The following is a 19289-nucleotide window of genomic DNA, read 5'->3' as shown; positions in this document are numbered from 1 at the left end:
CTCGACTTGCCAGCGAAGGCGTCATTCAAGGCGCCGCAGGACAGAAGCAAGACAGTTGCTCCCACAGGGTTGCGTGACGTCCATGAGATGCGTGGGCAACACTGATCTCTTGTGGAAGTGGGTTCGCCCGCGAGGGCGCCGCGCGGCAGGATCCAGACAGTTGCTTTAAGATGCCGGCTCTTTCTCCGGAACCGGCACCGATGTTTCTTCCCCCCTCCGACTGGCTCGCCCAGGCCCCGCTCCAAAGGCTGCAGCTCGACTGGCTCGCCCGCGCCGGCATAGAGGCGGCGATCCTGCGCCTGGACCGCATCGACCCGCTGATCAGCGGCAACAAGTGGTTCAAGCTCATCGAACACCTCAAGGCCGCCGACCGGGCCGGTGCCGAAGGCATCATCAGCCTCGGCGGTGCCCACTCCAATCATCTGCATGCCTTGGCCGCTGCGGGCAAGCGCCTGGGGTTCGCCACGGTCGGCCTGTTGCGCGGGCATCCGCAGGACACGCCCACCGTGACCGATCTGAAGGCCTTCGGCATGCAACTGCACTGGCTCGGCTATGGCGGTTACCGGGCGCGGCATGAGCCGGGGTTCTGGGCGCCATGGCGGGCGCAGTATCCGACGCTGCAGGCGGTGCCGGAGGGCGGCGGAGGGCTGGCGGGCGCGCGGGGCTGCGCAGCGTTGAAGGAACAGGTGGACGCGCAGCTCGGCGCGCTCGGTTGGGACGGCTTCGACGGGTGGTGGCTGGCCTGCGGCACCGGCACTACCCTGGCCGGGCTGGTGCTGGCCGAGGCGGGTGCCCGACCGGTGCACGGCGCGCTGGCGGTACCGGACGATCACGGCGTGGCGCCGCAGGTCGAGGCGATCGTCCGCGAGGCCGGGCTGGACAGTCCGCTCTACGCGTTGATCGACGCCAGCCGCGGCGGGTTCGCCAAGGTCGATGCGGCCTTGCTGGCGTTCATCGAACGCACGGAGCAGGCCTGCGGCGTTCCGCTGGAACCGCTGTACACCGGCAAGGCGTTGTTCGCGCTTGAACAGTCCGTTGAGGCCGGCCGGTTTCCCGCCGGCGCGCGGCTGGTGTTCGTGCATACCGGCGGATTGCAGGGGCGCAGGGGATTCGCGGTGCGCTGAGCGCTTTCGAACGAAGCAATCGCCCGGCGGCGATCACCCGCGCTTGGGCATCATCCGCAGCAGCGTGTTGTCGCCCACCACGTAGTGGTGATAAAGCCCCGCCAGCGCATGCACCCCGATCAGCCCGTAGCCGATGTTGCCGATCAGCACATGCCAGTGCTCCACCTGTTTGGCGAACGTCTTGTCTTCATGCACCAGCAGCGGCAGGTCGAAACCGTAGAACATCACTTGATGGCCCTCGGCGCTGGTGATCAGCCAGCCGAGGATCGGCATGGCGATCATGAACAGGTACAGCAACCAGTGCATCAGCCGGGCGAGGGCGGTCTGCCATTGCGGCGACGCGGGAAAGATCTTCGGTGCCGGGCCCAGGCTGCGGGCCAGCAGGCGGAACCACACCAGCACGAACACGGTGAGGCCGAGCATGTAGTGCACTTCGCGGATCAGCGTGCGGCCGCCGCTGCCCTTGGGAAAGAAACCGCGCAATTCCATGCTGGCGTAGACCAGCACCAACAGCGCGAGCATCAACCAGTGCAACAGGACTGACACAGTGCTGTAGCGTGATTCGGAACTTGTCCAGGGCATACCTTGTTTCCTCACGGTCAGGGCCAACGCGCGCCGTTTTCTGTGACGGCATGCCTTAACTGTAATCGCGTCGGCGTGGTTTCGCCTGAGATTGTTTAAGGTTTTTGTCATAAGCCCGGCAGGAGGAAGTGTCAGTTGTAGGGGGCAGTTATATTAGGATGATGTTGGATGTAACAGGTTGTTGGTCATGTTTTGTATATGGGGAGATTTGAACGATGCCGGCCAAGCGATTAAGTTGTGCTCAGTCGTCGGTGCAAGTTGTTTGGCACTGATTGGATTGACGCCAGCGTAGGCGCCATTAATCAAATAAAGGGATTTTAAAATGACTGTCAGTATCTTTCTCGATAAGAAACAAAAGGAACTTCTGCATAAAAGAGCGATGGCCAAGCCACCGCTGTCGCGGCCCAAGCCGACGGGCTCTGCACCCAAGCCCCCAGTGACGTCGCCCAGCAAGCCGGTGGTCAAGCCACCTGTGTCCCCGACGAAGCCGCCGGTCAAGCCGCCTGTGCCCCCGACGAAGCCGCCGGTCAAACCCACCCCCGTGAAACCCGCCCCCGTCAAGCCGGCGCCGCCGGTCAAGCCTCCCGCCAAACCTGCGGCGCCGGTCAAGCCTGGGGCACCGGGCGGCAAGCCGCCAGTGGCGCCGGTCAATGCCAGGCCACCGATGCCGTGGCCGACACTGAATGTCAATGTGGATCCGGTGGCCGTGATCAATTTGATCAACGCCCTTGGCAGCCGGAAAAACCAAGATGGCTCGGTGACGCTGACCGACGGCAGTGTGGTCAACGCGCAACAGAGTGCAGTGACTCGTCCGGACGGGATCGTTCAGCACGCGGACGGACGGGTCGAGTATCCTGACGGACGAATCGTCTGGCCGGACGATACGGTTGAATATCCCGATGGACGCATTGTCTGGGCTGATGGAACAGAGCAACTTGCCGATGGCTCCATCAAATATCCGGAGGGTCTTGGTTATGACGGCTGAGGCAACTTGCTGGTTTGATTGAGCCTCTCTGTAGAGCGAATCGAAATCACAAGATACTTGGCTTTAAACCAACTAACGAGCACCGCCCGATGTAAGTTTCGGGTGGTGCTTCTTGCTTTTTGAGGCTTATTGGCCCTGCGGCATCTCGCCTTTGGCCAGGCGCCGGTTGATGTCGGCGATCACCGGGGGCAGGTCGTTGATGGTGTCGATCAGGTAGTGCGGGCGCGAACCCTCGAACAGGGCGTGGATGCGCTTGCGTTCGCTGGCGAGCGTCTGGCTGTCCAGGGCGCGGAAGCCTGCGTAGTCCAGCCCCAGCGCGTTGCCGGAGCAGGTCAGCGCCACGGTCCACATCCCGGCGCGGCGGCCCTCGAGGATGCCCGGCACGGTGTCGTCGATCTTCACGCAGGCGGCGACGTCCTCGATGCCCAGCGCGATCACGTTGGCCAGGGCCTGTGCCGGCCAAGGACGGCCGTTGGGCACTTCGTCGGTGGCCACCACGTGGTCGGCGACGTAGCCGTTGGCGGCGGCCAGGGCCGCGACCTTGTCCATCACCTGCTTCGGATAGCCGGAGCAGGAGCCGATCCGGATCCCTTGCCCGCGCAAGTGGGTGATGGTATCCAGCGCGCCGGGGATCAGCGCCGAGTGTTCGGCGATCTTCTCGATCTGCAACGGCATGAAGCGGTTGTAGATGGCGGTCACGTCGTCGTCGGTCGGGACGCGGCCGAACGCTTTGCGATAGCGCTCGGCGACCTGCGGCAGGTCGCACAGGGTGCGGATGTGATCCCACTTGCCCATGCCCATCGGCCCGCGGGCCTCTTCGATGGAGACCTGGACGTCGAACTCGGCGAAGGCCTCGACGAAGATCTGGGTGGGGGCGAAGGAGCCGAAGTCGACCACGGTGCCGGCCCAGTCGAGGATGGCGGCTTGCAGGCGGGTTGGGGCGGTGTAGTTCATGATGGGAATCCTGTGCTGGCGTTGCGATTCAAAGGTAGGCGCGGAACCGCTCGCGATGGGGCCGGGTCAGTCGGCACCGACGGCGGATGTCGGGCCGCCATCGCGAGCAGGCTCGCGCCTGCAAGGGCGGTGGGGTGAGGGTCAGATGTCGAAGACTTCCATTTCGCGCAGCGCCTCGCCCACGGCGGCGACGGCCTCGCGCATCTGCGCCGGGGTGACATGGCCGATGCAGCCGACGCGGAACGTCTCGACCTGAGTCAGCTTGCCGGGATAGAGGATGAAGCCCTTGGCCTTGACCCGTTCATAGAACGCCTGGAACCGGTAGCGCGGATCCTTCGGCGCGTGGAAGGTGGCGATGACCGGGGCCTGGATCGCGGCGGGCAGGAAACTGCGCAGGCCCAGCCCGGCCATCCCGTCCAGCAGCGCCCGGCAGTTGGCGGCGTAACGCGCATGGCGCGCCGGCAGACCGCCTTCTTCGTTGTATTGCAGCAGCGCTTCGTGCAGCGCCGCGACCACATGGGTCGGCGGGGTGAAGCGCCACTGGCCGGTTTTCATCCTGTAAGCGTGCTGGTCGGCCAGATCCATCGCCAGAGAGTGGGAATTGCCGGCGGCAGCGCTCAGGGATTCCTTGCGGACGAACACGAAACCCATGCCCGGCACGCCCTCCAGGCATTTGCCGGAGGCGGCGATCAGTGCGTCGAACGGCACCTGCTGCGCGTCCACCGGCAGGGCGCCGAACGAACTCATGGCATCGACGATCAGGCGTTTGCCGTGGCGGTGCACGACGTCGGCGATGTCCGCGAGCGGGTTGAGGATGCCGGTGCTGGTTTCGCAGTGGATCAGCGCCACGTGGGTGATGGCGACGTCGGCGCGCAGCAGGCGGTCGACGTCGGCGGCGGTGGTCGGTTCGTCTTCGGCGGTTTCGAAGGTGCTGAACGGGCGGCCGAGGACTTCGCAGATCTTCGCCAGACGTTTGCCGTAGGCGCCGTTGATCAGCACCAGCACTTTGCCGTCGCGGGGCACCAGCGTGCCGATGGCGGCTTCGACGGCGAACGTGCCGCTGCCTTGCAGGGGCACGCAGTGATGCGTGTCGGCACCGTTGACGATCGCCAGCAGCTGTTCGCAGAGGCTGGCGGTCAGCCGGTTGAAGCCTTCGTCCCACGAACCCCAGTCCACCAGCAGGGCCTGGCGGGTGCGGGCCGAAGTGGTCAACGGGCCTGGGGTGAGCAGGATCGGGGCGGCGGTACTCATGGGGTGTCCTCGCGCGGGTGCTGTGGGCTGAAGCTACGGGGCATACGTTGCAATTCGGCGGCCCATCAATCAAATTGTTTGTTGTTATGCCAGTCATCAGCGAGGGTTATCCATGAACCTGTTCCAGCTCCGGGCCTTCGACGCTGTGGCCCGGGAAGGCAGTTTCACCCGGGCCGCCGCACGGCTGTTCATCAGTCAGCCGGCGGTCACCGGGCACATCAAGGCGCTGGAGGAGCACTACCAGATCACCCTGGTGCGGCGCACTGCGCGGCGGGTCGAACTGACCGAAGAGGGCACCCGGCTGGCGGCGATCACCCGGGCCATGTTCAGCCTCGCCGAGGAGGCCCAGGTGATGCTCGAAGCCAACCGCCAGTTGCTCACCGGCCGGCTGGAAGTGGCGGCGGACGGCCCGCACCTGGTCATGCCGATGCTGGCCAGGCTGCGGGAGCGGTATCCGGGGATCACGGTGAACCTGCGCTTGGGCAACGCGCAGGAAACCCTGGCCGCGTTGCTGTCCGAGCATGCCGACGTGGCGGTGCTGACCGAGGTCGAACCGCGCAAGGGCCTGCATTTGCAGGCGTTGAGCGAGTCGCGGATCTGTGCGCTGGTGCCGGCGGGGCACCCTTGGTCGGTGCGTTCGGGCGCCGTGACGCTCAAGGAGTTGGATCAGGTCATCATGGTGCTGCGGGAGCCGGGCTCGATCACCCGGCGCACTTTCGACGGCGCGTGCGCGCAGGCCTCGGTTCAGCCGCGGGTGCTGCTGGAACTGGACAGCCGCGAAGCGGTGACCGAGGCGGTGGCGGCGAACCTGGGCGTCGGCGTGGTCTCGTCGGTGGAGGTCAGCCATGACCCGCGGGTGGTGGCGCTGCCGCTGGCCGGGGACGGGCTGGAGAACCGGCACATGATCGGCTGCCTGGAGCGGCGGCGGGAACTGCGTCTGATCCAGGCGTTTCTGGCGCTCGCGCCGGCCTGAGAGAAAGCGTCGGCACCGTTCAAGAAGGCGCCGCGCGGTTGAGCAGCCAATCCAGCAGCAATCCGTCGGCCGGCGCAGGCGTCACGCAAGGCGCAGGCCGGGTGTGGCAGGCGTCCAGAAACACAATCGGCCGGTCCGGGTCGCTGTCCAGGAAACTCACCCAAACCCGGCTGCCGGCGCAGGGCAAATGTTCGCAGGCAATCTGGCCCGCGGCCGTGGCCGAAGCGATCGCCAGCCACAGGACGCCGGGTTCGGCGCCGTGGCATTGCTCAGGCCACAGGTGCACGGCCATGCACCCCTGTTCGTCCAGCTGCGCAGGCGCTCCGGGCGCACCGACGACTTGCGCCGGCTGAAACCCCGGGATACGGGGGCGGGGCCGGGTCTGGGGCGGGCGGTATTCGGTCGACCAGGGTTGCGCGGTGAAATCGTTGCGGTAATGACGGGGGAGCGACGCCGGTTGCAGGATCGACGGCTGCCGGCCCTGGTGGCGCAGTTCCGTGATGAGCCACTGTTCGTTGAAGGTGCTCATCGGGTGATCCGCCACCAGCAGCAGATGGCCGCTGCGCAGTTCGGTCGCATCGCTTTGGCCCTGGATGCAGCGGTTTGCGCAACGTTGGCGCTGCAGATGGCGACGGCTGCGTTGATCGGCATGGAGGGCCTCGGCAGACCGAGTGCCCGGCGCTGTCGGCAGGGGCGGCACCGTATGGTTGGCGGCTGCACCGTCTGAATTGCCGTGCCCCCGTTCGAGAACAGTGGGCGGCATGGGCGGGCAGACCGCGTCATGGCGTTGGAACAGAACACGGATGGCAGAAGGGGGCGCACCGGCCTGTGCGCCGAACGCAACGGTCGCCGGCGCCGGCGGCAGGCTCAGGCTGTCGTCGGCGAACACGGCGACATGGCCGTCGCACCGGTGTTCGAAGTGAAAGTGAATGCCTTCTTCCTCGCACAGGCGCTGCAACAGCGCCAGGTCGGTTTCCTCGTACTGGATGCAGAACGGGCGAGGCGGGTACTGCCCCACCGTCATTTCCAGGCGGTAACCGGCGGCCGGCAGGCGATGCTCGGCCAACAGCCGCTCGATGATCGCCGGCACGCTGTGGTTCACGAAGACCCGACGGCGGGCCGCCTGGTCGAGCCGTTGCAGGTGCGGCACCAGCACCAGCCGATAACCGGTCTGGTGGACGGCCCGGTGTTCGCAGCCGACGCTGTGTATCGTGCCGTGGATGCCTTGGTGGTCATTGAGCCTCAGAAAGGCCGGCTGGTGCAGCAAGGCGTCGGGCGCCAGGGCCGATGTCACGCCGATGGCTTCCACCTCGAAGCGGTAGGGTTGGTTCAGCGCTTCCCGGCCGCTGAACCGCAAGACCGGCAGCGTCAGGGCGCCATCGGCCAATGTCAGGGTGAAGGGACTTTCCTTGTCGTTGTGCATGGGCGGCGATTCTGTCGAACGGTACGGGCGTGAAAGGGTACGAAACCGTGGTGCTGAATGGACATGGCAAACCGGCTTTTCCGAATTGCCCTACAAGCAGTGGTGAAGATGTCGATTCCGCCGATGGATTTTTTGGTCGATTGCCGACTTTAGGCCGTATAAACTTGGCCCCCTGCGTCGGCCAATAGATGTCTCGGCGCCACAGATCAAGAGAGTGAGTAATGGGCGCACAGTGGAAGGTTAAACACAAAGAAGCGGCAGCCAACGCCAAGGGCAAGATCTTCGGCAAACTGGTGAAGGAAATCACCATCGCTGCCCGCAACGGTGCCGATACCGCCACCAACGCACACCTGCGTCTGGTGGTCGAACAGGCCAAGAAAGCCTCGATGCCCAAGGAAACCCTGGACCGCGCCATCAAGAAAGGCGCAGGCCTGCTGGGCGAGACCGTGCAGTACCACCGCGTGACCTACGAAGGTTTCGCCCCGCACCAGGTGCCGCTGATCGTCGAGTGCGTCACCGACAACGTCAACCGCACCGTCGCGGAAATCCGCGTGGCCTTCCGCAAGGGTCAACTGGGCGCTTCCGGTTCGGTGTCGTGGGACTTCAACCATGTCGGCATGATCGAAGCGTCGCCGGACACCCCGGACGCCGATCCGGAAATGGCCGCCATCGAGGCCGGTGCCCAGGATTTCGAGCCGGGTGAAGAGGGCGCGACCCTGTTCCTGACCGATCCGACCGACCTCGACGCCGTGCAGAAAGCCCTGCCGGAGCAAGGCTTCACCGTGCTGTCGGCCAAGCTGGGCTACCAGCCGAAGAACCCGGTCAGCGGCCTGAGCGCCGAGCAGATGGCCGAAGTCGAAGCGTTCCTGGAAGGCCTCGACAACCACGACGACGTGCAGGACATGTTCGTCGGCCTGGCCGGCTGATCAGCCTGTGGCGCGGGAGCTTGCTCCCGCTCGACTGCGCAGCGGTCGCCTCTTTCCGGGACGGCCTCGCCGTCCGACGGGAGCAAGCGCCCTCGCCACACGATCGAGTGTTCACAGCTTGTCGAGCAGCGCCGTCACTTCGCTGAAGCCTGGCCGCGACAGCACGTCCGGCTGGCAGCAGCGCTGCTCCAGCGCCTGAAGCGCCGCACGCCGTTCATCGTTCAACCCCGAGTCGATCCGCTCCAGCAATTCACCCAGCAAGATCCCGAACGCACGCACTTCGATGCGTTGCAGCGCGCGGGTCTCCAGGTTGTCCTCGGTGGCATGGAACGACGCCGCACCGAAGTCCCCCAGCAGGCAATCGCCCTGACCGTTCAACAGAATGTTGTGCCCGTAGAGGTCGCCATGGGTGATGCCGTGCCCGTGCAGATGCTCGGCCACCGATGCGATGCCGCGGGCGACCCGCAGGGCGGCATCGGCATGGAATCGGCAGTCGTCGGCATACACGTCCCGCGAGCAGGACGCCAGGCTCGGCAAGGCGGCCAGGTTGCGGTAGTGCGGATCGATCAGTTGCATCACCAGCCCTTGCGCACCTTCCGGATGGTGGCCGATACGCCCTTCGACGCGGATCAGGTTCGGGTGTCGGCCGGCGGTGATGCAGGCGTTCATCTCATGCAGCGGCGAGCCGTCGCTGGTCATTTCCCCTTTGTAGAGCTTGACCGCCACCGGCGTGTCCGACTGACCGTCACGTTGCCAGAGCGCCCGTGAGATGACCCCTGAAGCGCCTTCGCCGAGCTTGTGCTCAAGGCGCAGCGCCGACCAGTCGATCACCGGCGTTGCGTCGAGCGCGGCCGAGTCCGCCTCGGTCTCCAGCGGATTGCCGGCGTAGGCCAGCCAGGTCAGGGCCGGCAGGGTCAGCAGCCATTGCGGCAGTTCGGTGAAGCGGTTGGCGGCGATGCGAATCAGCTCCAGCCGATGGCAGGCCTGCATGCTCGACGGCAGTCGGGTGAGGCGGTTGCCGGCCAGCAACAGTTTCTGCAGCGCGGGCCGCTCGCCCAGCTCGTCCGGCAGGGTCTCGATGCGGTTGTCGGTGAGGATCAGCCAGCGCAGGTTCGGCGGCAGCGCCGCGCCCGGCACATGGGTGATGCGGTTGGCCTTGAAGCCGACCATCGACAGGGTGTCGCAGCGGCCGACGCAGGCCGGCAGCTCGGTGAAGCGGTTGTCGGAGCAGAACAGGATCCGCAGGCGGTGCAGGCGGTGCAGGTCGTCCGGCAGGCTGCTCAAGGCATTGCCGCTGAGGTTGAGCACCTCCAGGCTGTCCGCCAGCTCGAAGATCTCGCGGGGAAATTCGGTCAGGCCTTCGCAAAGGTCCAGCTGGGTGATGCCCGACAACTCGCCGGCGCGCAATTGAGCAAGGGTGTGCATGAACAGTTCCGCTTTGAGAGGGAAGGCGCGCGGGGCACCGGAAATGGGCGACATGATAACGGCAGATCGGAACCGGCGCAGTGTTGTGGCTCATGAAGCTTCCCTGTGGGAGCCAGCCTGCTGGCGATGGCGACCTGTCTGGCGCATCGATGCCGAACTTGTCGCCGTTTTCGCGGGCAAGTCCGCTCATGCAAGGGAACCTGCTCCGCTCAGGCGGGATCGTGCACTTCCGACAGCTGCCCCAGCCGGCTGCGGGTGCGGGCCAGGTCGGTGGCGTGGCCGCCGAGGCTTTCGCGCAGGGGCAGGCTTCCCAGCAGCGTCAGGTGCTTGTCTTGGTCGTAGAGCACGTCGATCAGGTTGATGAAGCGCTGCTGGGCTGCGATGGAGCATTCGCCCAGCTCCGGCAGGTCGTCGATGATCCAGTGGTCGAAGCGCCGGCACAGCTCCAGGTAGTCCATGACCGCCGTGGGCTGTTCGCACAGGTCGCTGAAGGTGAAGCCGACGCGGCGCCGGTCCAGCAGCCAGGCCCGGACGTGCCGGCTGCCCACCGCCAATGGCTGCGGCTTGGCGTCGCGCGGCGGCAGGCCCAGGCGTTCGCGCTGCGCCGGGGTCGCCGGCCAGACGTAATGGCCTTGGGTGAATATCTGATGCGCGTGCTGACGGGCCTGGCTGCGGTAATCATGGGGGCCGCCGACTTCCATGACCTGCATGCGCGCGTTGATCAGATCGATCACCGGCTTGAACCGGGCGTGGTACAGCGGGTTGGGCAGCAAGCCTTCGGGCGGGTAGTTGGACGTCACCAGCAGCACGGTGCCGCGTTCGAACAGGGCCTTGAACAAACGGGCGATGAGCATCGCATCGCCGATGTCGTGCACATGGAATTCGTCGAAGCACACCACCCGGCAACCGTGCAGCAGGTCGTCCAGGGTGGCGGCCAGGGCGTCGTCCTGCGCGCGGTGGCTGAACATGCCTTGATGCAGTTGCGCGAAGAATTCATGGAAGTGCAGGCGCCGCTTGCGTTCGGTCGGCAGCGCCTGGAAGAAACCGTCGAGCAGCCAGCTCTTGCCGCGCCCCACGGCGCCGTGGAGGTACAGGCTGGGCGGGGTCTGCGCGGTCGCGCCGAGCAACAGGCCCGCTTGCCGCGCCATGCAGTCGATGACCCGCTGCTGGCTGTGGCTGAGGGTATAGCCCTGGCCGTGGGCCTTGTGCCGGAAGTAGTCGCGGATCGCCTGGGCACCGGCGCAATGGCCGGCACCGGCCGGGGCACCCTTGCCGAACAAGCGGCGCAGCGCCGACCAGCGATGGGTCAGGCGCGGGCGTTCGGGCGGTTGGGCGGACACTGTGGGGGCTCTCCGTGGTCAGGCCGGCTCCCCGAGCTCGGCGGCGTAGTGTAACCAGACGGGTAGTTTGCCTTCCACCACGGTTCATCGGCGCAACGCCGATGTTGGACAGCATCTTGCGGCGGGTACAGGTTTTCATAGCGGCAACTGTCGACCGTTCGCCAATCTTTCGAAACAAATCCCGTCAGAACGCTGGATCCAATCGACTGGCGGAATCGTCGTCCATTGCTAACCTTCAACACAGTTGCGACGCACAGGTCGCGTACAGGGATCAGGGCCGTGAAGGCAGCACTGAAGACGGCATGGAAAACGATCGCGTTGTGGGCACTGGCGGCGCCGCTGCCAGCCGCCGACCTGCAGGTCGAGGTGCGGGTCGACGTGCAGCGCGGTTGCCGCCTGATCGGCCAGCCACGCGAGGCAGGCATCGGCCAAGCGGGTGTGCTGGACTTCGGCAGCACCGCACGCCTGGACGATCCGGCGGGGCCGCTGGGGGCTGCGCTCGCCGACCGGCGATTGCCGCGGCTGGAATGCAACCCGGACACGCCGTACCAGATCCGCATCGACGGGGGGCTCCATGGCGGCGTCGGCGACGTGCGCTACCTGGCAGGGACATCGGGCGGCAAACCCATCCCTTATCGCCTGTACCGGGATGCCGCACGGCAAGTGCCGCTGGGTGTGAACGTGCCGCTCGGCGGGCGGGTGCCGGACAGCGGCACGGTGGAGCTTCCGCTGTATGCGCGGATAGAACGGCTTGCGGAGGTGCCGCGGGTCAGTCGCTATTCGGATCTGATCAAGGTGACGGTCACCTGGTAGGCGACGGTCCGCAGCAGGACAACCGGTAAAGGGCCCGACGGATTCGGGTGCGAAGGGAAGGGCGCTCAAGGTCGGGCGCGGTGATGAAACCACCTGAAGGAGTAGGGACGCACGCGATGACAAGCAAGCACTGGCTGATGGTGGCCGCAGGCGGGTTGCTGTGGCTCGCCGAGGATGCGCAGGCGGTGGTCAGCGGGCAGATCCATGCGCGGCTGACCCTGATCGCCGGCTGCGAGGTGACCAACGCCGCGAGCCCCGGCAGCCCCGCCGACGGTTTCGGCTCGCTGGACTTCGGCCGGCAGGGGCCGACCTGGGACGCCCCGCTCAAGGCCAGCATCGACCAGCAGGGCAGCGGTCGGCTCAATGTCGCCTGCAACCCCTCGGTGACCGGCTTCACCGTGACCATCGACGGCGGTGCCCACGGCGACGGCAATACCCGGCGCTTGAGCAACGGCCGTCAGACCATTCCCTATCAACTGTTCCTCGATGCCTCGGGCCACCAGAGCTACAGCATCGGCCAACAACACAATTTCGCTGTCACCAGCGGTGCGCAGATACCCATCCCGGTGTTTGGCTCGGTGGTGGCGAACACCCGTGCGCTGCCTGCCGGTGTCTATACCGACACCCTGACGGTGACGCTCGACTGGTAAACCGTAGAGGAAGGACACCATGCGTACGTTTGCATCAAGGATAGGCCTGTCGCTGCTCGGCCTGACGCTGGCCTCCAGCGCCGGCGCCGCCACCACGGTCACCGGTCAGATCACCTCCAGCCTGATCCTGATCAGCAGCTGCCAGGTGAACGGCTCGGGCGGTTCGTCCGGCCTGAACTTCGGCGCCCTGAACTTCGGCACCAGCAACAGCCTGTTCACCACCGCCACCGGGCAGGTGCTGGGCGGCGGGGGCGGTGCGTTGTCGATCCTCTGTTCGGCCGGCACCACGCCGGTGGTCAAGGTGCGGGCCGGCGCCCACGACGGGCAGTCCGCCGGGGGAACGCGGGCGCTGTACGACGGCGTCGCCAACTACGTGCCCTACGACCTGTACACCGACGCGGGGCATTCGCAGTTGCTGGCCATCGACGGCACCATCAACCTCGCCGCCAGCACTGGCGTGGCCCAGACCGTGAACATCTACGGTCAGGCGGTGGGCAAGGCCGGACTGCCGGCGGGCACCTACACCGACACCATTTCCGTCGAACTGACGTTCTAGCCCATGGGCCGGCAGGGCTGGACGGCACTGCTCCTGCTCTGCGGGTGCGGCGTGCCGTTGCCGTTGGCGGCGGTGACCAGCCAGAGCTTCCAGGTCAGCGCCACGGTGACGCCGGGCTGCCTGGTGGTGGGCGGCGTGTCGAACTACGGCGCCTTGAATTTCGGTTCGAGTTCGGCCCTGGCCACCGGCACGGTGCAGGTGGCGCTGACGGGGGGCGTGCAGTTGCAGTGCACGCCGGGGGTGGCGCTGAACATGACCGTCGACGGTGGGCTGTACAGCAGCGGCGGGCGCAACCTGCAGCTCAACAGCGGCAGTGCGCGGGTGGCCTACTCGCTGTTTCGCGATGCCGCCTACAGCCAGAGCCTGGGCATCGGTCAGAGCGTGGCGGTGACCTACAGCGACGCGAACAACATCAGCCTGCCGATCTACGGCCGGGTGCAATTGCCGGGCAATCAGCCTGGGGGGACTTACAGCGACGTGCTGCAGGTGCAGCTGTCGTGGTGACACGGCGTTCGGACGGCCGACAAGGAGCAGTCACATGGGGGCATTCACGTCACGGCATCGGTTTTGGGTGATGCCGCTGCTGGCATTGGCCGCGGCGCTCAAGGCGCAGGCCGCCAGTTCGGTGCTGATCTGGCCCATCGACCCGGTGCTGGAGGCCGATCAGCAGGCCAGCGCGCTGTGGCTGGAAAACCGCGGCAATGAAACCGCCAACCTGCAGATCCGCGTGTTCGGCTGGAGCCAGAGCGGGTTCGAGGAGCAGTACCGCAACCAGCGCGAAGTGATCGGCAGCCCGCCGGTGGCGAAGATCGAACCGGGGCAGAAGCAACTGGTGCGCCTGACCCGCACCCAGGACGTCCCGCCCGGTCAGGAGCTGGCGTACCGGATCATCATCGACGAAATCCCGTCGGCCTTGCCGCCCGCTGCCGAAGACGGCAAGACCGCGGCGGCGATCCGCTTTCAGATGCGTTACTCGGTGCCGCTGTTCGCCTACGGCGCCGGATTGTGGAGCAAGGAGGACAGCACGCGCCAGCGTGATCCCAAGGGCATCGGCGTGCCGCAGTTGAGCTGGCGCACGGTGGCGGTGGACGGCCGGCCTTTCGTGGAGGTGCGCAACCAGGGAGCGGTGCATGCGCGGTTGACCGATGTGGCGTTGCGTCAGGGCGGGCAAAGCAGGCCCTTGGCCGAAGGGCTGTTGGGCTATGTGTTGCCCGGTGCCGTGATGCGCTGGCCGGCACCGGTGCCGCCGGGAGGGGAGGCGGCGTTGCAGGTGCGCGTCAATGGTGCGACGCAGGTGCAGAGCATCGCCCCGACGCGGTAGCGGGCCGGTGGGGTGAGTGAAATCCGTTACGGGATGTGGCGGTATCAGGAGGAACCAGTCCATTGATGGACGTGAAGCGCGAATGAGTCCGGGATGGGCTCGACGTATCCTGCGTCCGTTGTGGCTCATGACCGGCGCGTGTTGCCTGGTGTTCGTTGATCTGGCCGGGGCCGGCGAACTGCCGCCGCCTCCCAGCGGCATGGAGGCCGTGAGCGATGCGCAGCTGTTTCTGGACCTGGTGGTGAACCGAATGAACACCGGACGGGTGGTGGCGGTCGAGCAGCGCGGCGGGCGTTTGTACGTGCCGGTCGCGACGCTGCGCGAGACCGGCATGAACCTGCCGCAAGGGCTGGGCACCGAGGTCGACCTCGACGGCTTGCCGGGGCTGCACAGCGAATACGACAGCGCCGGCCAGCGGTTGCTGCTCGACGTGCCGCCGGACTGGCTGCCGGAGCAATTCGTGGGCAACCGCCAGGCCTACCCGCGCACCCCGGCGCTGAGCAGTTTCGGGGCGCTGTTCAACTACGACCTGTACCTCAACGACACTGACGACGCCGGCACTTACCTGGCGGCGTGGAACGAAGTGCGGGTGTTCGACAGTTGGGGCACGTTGTCCAACACCGGGCAGTACCGGCGCACGCTGTCGGGCGATGCGGTGGGTTCCCTGGACAACGGCTACCTGCGCTACGACACCGCCTGGCGCTATTCCGACGACGACCGGATGCTGACCTACGAAGCCGGCGACGTGGTCAGCGGCGCGTTGCCCTGGAGCAGTTCCGTGCGCCTGGGCGGCGTTCAGTTCTCCAGGGATTTCGCCGTGCGCCCGGACCTGGTGACCTACCCGCTGCCGCAGTTCGCCGGCGAGGCGGCGGTGCCGTCCTCGGTGGACCTGTTCATCAACGGCTACAAATCCAGCAGCGCCGACCTGCAGCCGGGGCCGTACACCCTGACCAACATTCCGTTCATCAACGGTGCGGGCGAGGCGGTGGTGGTGACCACCGATGCCCTGGGCCGGCAGGTCTCGACCACCGTGCCGTTCTATGTCACCAGCAGCCTGCTGCAGAAGGGCCTCAGTGATTTCTCGGTGTCCGCCGGCACCTTGCGCCGTGATTACGGCCTGAAGGATTTCAGCTACGGGCCGGGCGTGACCTCGGGCAGCCTGCGGTATGGCGTCAGTGACGCGTTCACCCTGGAAAGCCATGCCGAAGCCGCCGAGGCGCTGACGCTGGGCGGCGTCGGCGGCAACCTTCGGCTGGGCAACTTCGGGGTGCTCAACACGGCGGTCAGCCAAAGCCGGTTCGACGGCGACACCGGCCAGCAATTGAGCGTGGGCTACCAGTACAGCAGCCAGCGCTACAGCTTTTCCTGGCAACGGCTGCAACGCCGCGACCGGTACGCCGACCTGAGCGTGATCGACACCCCTTACGCCAGCCTGAGCCGGCGCAGCGAACAGGCGACCCTGAGCGTCAACCTGGAGCGCTGGGGCAGCCTCGGCGCCGGGTATTTCGACATCCGCGCGGCGGACGACACACGTACCCGGTTGCTCAACCTGACGTGGAGCAAGCCGCTGTGGCGCAACAGCAGTTTCTATCTGTCGGCCAACCGCGAGATCGGCGACAGCAACTGGGCGGTGCAGGCGCAATTGGTGATCCCGTTCGACCTGTACGGCAGCCTGGCGGTCAGCAGCGAGCGCAGCAAGACCGGGCAGTCGCAGCAACGGGTCAACTTCAGCCGCGCGGTGCCGATCGAGGGCGGCGTGGGCTTCAACCTCGGCTACGCCAGGGGCGACGGCGCCGATTACCGGCAGGCGGACCTGACCTGGCGCCTGCAGTCGGTGCAGTTGCAGGCCGGGGTCTACGGCACGTCCGAGGCCGAGACCCGCTGGGCCGATGCCAGCGGGTCGCTGGTGTGGATGGACCACCAGGTGTTCGCCGCCAACCGCATCGACGATGCGTTCGTGGTGGTCAGCACCGACGGTTTCGCCGACATTCCGGTGCGCTACGAAAATCAGCAGGTCGGCCGCACCGACCGCAACGGCCACCTGCTGGTGCCGTGGAGCAGCGCCTACTACCGCGGCAAGTACGAAATCGACCCGTTGAACCTGCCGGCCAACGTGCGCAGCCCGAATGTCGAGCAGCGCATCGCCGTACGCCGGGGCAGCGGCTATCTGCTGGAGTTCCCGCTGAGCCGGGTGGTCGCCGCGAGCGTCGTGCTGGTGGACGCGCAGCAGCGCGAGCTGCCGCTGGGCAGCGGCGTGCTGCATGAGCAGAGCGGCGCCCGCACGGTGGTCGGCTGGGACGGGCTGGTGTACCTGGAGAACCTGTCGGCGGAGAACTCGCTGCACGTAACGCTGGCGGGCGGCAAGACCTGCAAGGCGCAGTTCGGCGTGGACGTGAACCAGGATCAGGTGCCGCTGATCGGCCCGCTGGTGTGCCAATGAGCGGCGCGCGGATCTGCCTGTGGCTGGCGCTGATGCTGCCGGGCGTGGCCCACGCGTTGTGTTCGGTGGTCAGCACCGTCCCGGTGGCGTTCGGCACGGTCAGTTCGATTTCCGTGCGCACTACGTCGCAGCCGGGCTCGACCTTGAACGCCGGCCTGAGTTGCACCGGTTCGCTGCTGTCGCTGCTGGCCAGCAACGATCATTTCTGGGCAACGGTCACCTCGACCCAGAGCGGCCTGCTCGGACCCACCGGCGATGTCATCGGCTACACAATCTACGCCAACAACAGCACCAGTTACCCGTTGACCCGCGGCACTGCCTACGACTTCGCCCGCAACGGCATCATCGATGCCCTCGGCCTGCTCAACGGCACGACGCCCAAGACCGTGCCGCTGTATTTCGGCACGACGATCGGCAGCAACGTCGCGGCGGGGACGTACAGCGAGACCCTGAGCATCTTCTGGAGCTGGAACTACTGCTCCGGCATCGGCATCGGCGGCCTCTGCCTGGGGCGCGACATCGCCAGCGGCACCACCACGCTGACGGTGAACATGACCGTGGCCAACGACTGCACCATCACCGCGCCGAACATCGCCTTCGGCAGCGCGCCGGTGGTCAGCGCCTTTGCCCCGGTGACCGGGCAGACCATCAACCTGGCCTGCACCAAGGGCAGCGCCTACACCGTGGGCCTGAGCGACGGGCAGAACCCGGTCAGCGCCGGCGGGCGGCGGCGGATGGTCTCAGGCGGCAACTACCTGGCCTACGACATCTTCAAGAGCGCCGGCACCACCCGCTGGGGCAGCGTCGGTGCCGCCCGCCGGGCCAGCAGCGACGCCGAGGTCAATCCCGGCAACGGGCTGGGCACCGGCAGCCAGGTCTTCAACTACAACGCCAAGGTCTACACCGACCAGACCACGCCGCCGGCCGGGACGTACCTGGACAATGTGGTGCTGGATGTGGGGTTCTGAATCGGGGGGATTTTGCGGGCGTCGGCCGGCGATGGGGCAGGTGCCGGGGTGTCGGGCTCATCGCCAGCAGGCTGGCGATGGCGTCGGTGAAGGCGCCGCCAGGATACGTTCAGAAGGGCAGCGACTGCTTGAGCAACGGCGCCCCTGGTGTGTCGGTCGGGCTGACCATCGCGTAGTTGTAGCCGTCGCCGGACCAATAGTCCGCGCGCAGCTCGCCGTCGCTGCGGCTGCCACGGGGCAGGAACGTGTTTTTCGGGCCCGGCGGGCGCAGGTAGAAACTGACCTTGTGACCGCTGGCGTCCTCGTACATCACCATCGCCGCAGGACCCTCGTCGGTACTGAGCAAGCGGCCGCTGACCGGCCGGAAACCGGCCGCCGACAGATCCGGCAAACGGCTGGCGCGGGCGAAGTAACGGTCGAGCCACTCCTGCATGCTCCTGTCGTCGGCCACGGTGTAGTCCGCCGGCAGCAGGCCTTGCTGGGCGATGAGGCGATAGGCCTGCAAGGCGTCGGTCATGGGCGCGGGGACGTGCACCAGGGTCATTTGCCGGGCCTGCCAGCCGCCGAAGCCGCCTACACCCACAGCGAGCATCAAGACGGCGGCACTGGCCCAGCGGCGCTGGGCGTTGCGCTTGAGCCGCTGGCGGATGGCCAACGGGTCGAGCTGCGCATTGGCCGGTTGCTGCAGCGCGCCGCTCAGGGCCGCCCGCAGGTGCTGGGCATCCGTTTGCCAGGCGCGCACTTGTGCGGCTTCGTCCGGGTGGCTGGCGAGCCAGGTTTCCAGCTGTTGCCGGTCGGCGTCGCTGAGCTGGCGGTCGACATAGGCGTGAAGGTCACGCTCGCTGGGGGGCAGACTGATCATTTGAGTATCCGCAGGGAAGGGCTGCTGATTTCGCCGTCGCTGAGCTGGCGCAAGGCCTGGCGGGCGCGGGACAGGCGGGACATCACGGTGCCGATGGGGACGTCGAGGACTTCGGCGGCCTCCTTGTAGCTCAAGCCCTCCACCGACACCATCAGCAGCAGGGCGCGCTGCTCGGCGGGCAGGCGGTCGAAGGCCTGCAGGGTGGAGCGGGCGATCACCGTGCGCTCCACCGAAGGTTCGGCGTCGTCGCGGCCGGTGAAGAATTCGAGCATGCGGGCATAGCGCCGCGAACGCCGGTGGGCATCGAGAAACTGACGGTAGAGGATCGCGAACAGCCAGGCGCGCAGGTCGCCGTCCGGGCGCTTGTCCCGCCAGCCCGACAGGGCCCGCTCCAGGCTGGCCTGCACCAGGTCGTCGGCGCTGGCGGCTTCATGCGTCAGCGAGACGGCAAAGCGCCGCAATCGGGGGAGCAGTTCGCGCAGCTGTTCGTCGAATGTGTTCATGGAGGGTGCAAGCTCTAGGCCGGAAGCGGCATCGACAGGAAGACGCCGCCCGGGGCCCGTTATTCCATTCCTGTGAAGGATGTTTTTACCAGCTTTGTAGGACAGTTCATCGCGTTTTGTCATCCCTGTAATTGCCCAACGTTTTCCCGCTCAACCCGTTGGAACCGCGCATTCAGGCCAGTCATGCCTGATG

The 19289-nt window shown here is 66.6% G+C and carries 19 protein-coding genes; 11 read left to right on the top strand and 8 right to left on the bottom strand.

The window, feature by feature from the left end; all coding sequences use genetic code 11:
- Positions 1 to 200 precede the first annotated feature (200 nt).
- Positions 201 to 1124 carry a 1-aminocyclopropane-1-carboxylate deaminase/D-cysteine desulfhydrase gene (locus tag CAG33_RS08295; protein ID WP_085637712.1) on the top strand — a complete coding sequence of 308 codons (924 nt, stop codon included), beginning with the start codon at positions 201 to 203 and terminating at the stop codon, positions 1122 to 1124.
- A gap of 33 nt (positions 1125 to 1157) precedes the next feature.
- On the opposite strand, the gene CAG33_RS08290 is transcribed toward CAG33_RS08295, so the two are convergent.
- A complete protein-coding gene (locus CAG33_RS08290) occupies positions 1158 to 1706 on the bottom strand; it encodes a cytochrome b (RefSeq protein WP_085579660.1) in 549 nt (182 codons plus the stop codon).
- A 322-nt stretch (positions 1707 to 2028) separates the two neighbouring features.
- Between CAG33_RS08290 and CAG33_RS28200 the strand changes: the two genes are divergently transcribed.
- Complete coding sequence (locus CAG33_RS28200; protein ID WP_139831328.1) at positions 2029 to 2691, top strand: hypothetical protein; 663 nt, start codon at positions 2029 to 2031, stop codon at positions 2689 to 2691.
- A 126-nt stretch (positions 2692 to 2817) separates the two neighbouring features.
- On the opposite strand, the gene phnX is transcribed toward CAG33_RS28200, so the two are convergent.
- Together phnX and CAG33_RS08275 are read right to left on the bottom strand one after the other, a co-directional pair.
- Entirely contained in the window at positions 2818 to 3645 is an 828-nt protein-coding gene (phnX, locus tag CAG33_RS08280; protein WP_085579666.1) for a phosphonoacetaldehyde hydrolase, read from the bottom strand.
- 141 nt (positions 3646 to 3786) lie between these two features.
- Positions 3787 to 4896, bottom strand: coding sequence for a 2-aminoethylphosphonate--pyruvate transaminase (locus CAG33_RS08275; protein ID WP_085637709.1), 1110 nt, complete (start codon positions 4894 to 4896; stop codon positions 3787 to 3789).
- A 112-nt stretch (positions 4897 to 5008) separates the two neighbouring features.
- Here CAG33_RS08275 and CAG33_RS08270 point away from each other — a divergent pair, with 112 nt between their 5' ends.
- Positions 5009 to 5869 carry a LysR substrate-binding domain-containing protein gene (locus CAG33_RS08270; RefSeq protein WP_085579669.1) on the top strand — a complete coding sequence of 287 codons (861 nt, stop codon included), beginning with the start codon at positions 5009 to 5011 and terminating at the stop codon, positions 5867 to 5869.
- A gap of 19 nt (positions 5870 to 5888) precedes the next feature.
- On the opposite strand, the gene CAG33_RS08265 is transcribed toward CAG33_RS08270, so the two are convergent.
- Complete coding sequence (locus CAG33_RS08265; RefSeq protein ID WP_085637706.1) at positions 5889 to 7292, bottom strand: type VI secretion system Vgr family protein; 1404 nt, start codon at positions 7290 to 7292, stop codon at positions 5889 to 5891.
- 221 nt (positions 7293 to 7513) lie between these two features.
- Between CAG33_RS08265 and CAG33_RS08260 the strand changes: the two genes are divergently transcribed.
- Positions 7514 to 8218 carry a YebC/PmpR family DNA-binding transcriptional regulator gene (locus tag CAG33_RS08260; RefSeq protein ID WP_085630602.1) on the top strand — a complete coding sequence of 235 codons (705 nt, stop codon included), beginning with the start codon at positions 7514 to 7516 and terminating at the stop codon, positions 8216 to 8218.
- Between the two features lie 111 nt (positions 8219 to 8329).
- Here the strand turns inward: CAG33_RS08260 and CAG33_RS08255 are convergent, their stop codons facing one another.
- On the bottom strand, positions 8330 to 9643 hold the full coding sequence (locus tag CAG33_RS08255; protein WP_085637703.1) for a leucine-rich repeat-containing protein kinase family protein: 1314 nt from the start codon (positions 9641 to 9643) through the stop codon (positions 8330 to 8332).
- A gap of 209 nt (positions 9644 to 9852) precedes the next feature.
- Entirely contained in the window at positions 9853 to 10983 is a 1131-nt protein-coding gene (gene zapE / locus CAG33_RS08250; RefSeq protein ID WP_085579677.1) for a cell division protein ZapE, read from the bottom strand.
- 279 nt (positions 10984 to 11262) lie between these two features.
- Between zapE and CAG33_RS08245 the strand changes: the two genes are divergently transcribed.
- From CAG33_RS08245 to CAG33_RS08215, 7 genes are all read left to right on the top strand, one after another.
- Positions 11263 to 11796: a spore coat U domain-containing protein gene (locus tag CAG33_RS08245; protein ID WP_371857679.1), complete on the top strand. Its 534-nt coding sequence runs from the start codon at positions 11263 to 11265 to the stop codon at positions 11794 to 11796.
- A 116-nt stretch (positions 11797 to 11912) separates the two neighbouring features.
- Positions 11913 to 12446 (top strand): spore coat U domain-containing protein, encoded by a 534-nt coding sequence (locus CAG33_RS08240; protein WP_085630598.1) that lies wholly within the window; start codon positions 11913 to 11915, stop codon positions 12444 to 12446.
- Positions 12447 to 12465: 19 nt separating this feature from the next.
- Positions 12466 to 13002 (top strand): spore coat protein U domain-containing protein, encoded by a 537-nt coding sequence (locus tag CAG33_RS08235; RefSeq protein ID WP_085579681.1) that lies wholly within the window; start codon positions 12466 to 12468, stop codon positions 13000 to 13002.
- 3 nt (positions 13003 to 13005) lie between these two features.
- On the top strand, positions 13006 to 13506 hold the full coding sequence (locus CAG33_RS08230; RefSeq protein ID WP_085579683.1) for a spore coat U domain-containing protein: 501 nt from the start codon (positions 13006 to 13008) through the stop codon (positions 13504 to 13506).
- A 34-nt stretch (positions 13507 to 13540) separates the two neighbouring features.
- Positions 13541 to 14323 carry a molecular chaperone gene (locus tag CAG33_RS08225; RefSeq protein WP_085579685.1) on the top strand — a complete coding sequence of 261 codons (783 nt, stop codon included), beginning with the start codon at positions 13541 to 13543 and terminating at the stop codon, positions 14321 to 14323.
- An 82-nt stretch (positions 14324 to 14405) separates the two neighbouring features.
- On the top strand, positions 14406 to 16763 hold the full coding sequence (locus CAG33_RS08220; RefSeq protein ID WP_085579687.1) for a fimbria/pilus outer membrane usher protein: 2358 nt from the start codon (positions 14406 to 14408) through the stop codon (positions 16761 to 16763).
- Positions 16760 to 17731 (top strand): spore coat U domain-containing protein, encoded by a 972-nt coding sequence (locus CAG33_RS08215; protein WP_085637700.1) that lies wholly within the window; start codon positions 16760 to 16762, stop codon positions 17729 to 17731. Before CAG33_RS08220 ends, CAG33_RS08215 begins: the two co-directional genes overlap by 4 nt.
- Before the next feature lie 109 nt (positions 17732 to 17840).
- On the opposite strand, the gene CAG33_RS08210 is transcribed toward CAG33_RS08215, so the two are convergent.
- Together CAG33_RS08210 and CAG33_RS08205 are read right to left on the bottom strand one after the other, a co-directional pair.
- Positions 17841 to 18593, bottom strand: a complete 753-nt coding sequence (locus CAG33_RS08210) for an anti-sigma factor (protein ID WP_085637696.1) — start codon at positions 18591 to 18593, stop codon at positions 17841 to 17843.
- Positions 18590 to 19096: an RNA polymerase sigma factor gene (locus tag CAG33_RS08205; protein WP_085579693.1), complete on the bottom strand. Its 507-nt coding sequence runs from the start codon at positions 19094 to 19096 to the stop codon at positions 18590 to 18592. Before CAG33_RS08205 ends, CAG33_RS08210 begins: the two co-directional genes overlap by 4 nt.
- Between the last annotated feature and the right edge of the window lie 193 nt (positions 19097 to 19289).

Origin of the sequence: Pseudomonas sp. B3(2017), from assembly GCF_002113595.1 — a bacterium.
Lineage (GTDB): Bacteria > Pseudomonadota > Gammaproteobacteria > Pseudomonadales > Pseudomonadaceae > Aquipseudomonas > Aquipseudomonas ekonensis.
The sequence above is the reverse complement of the archived record's forward strand: the minus strand, read 5'-3'. Positions and strand labels throughout refer to the sequence as shown.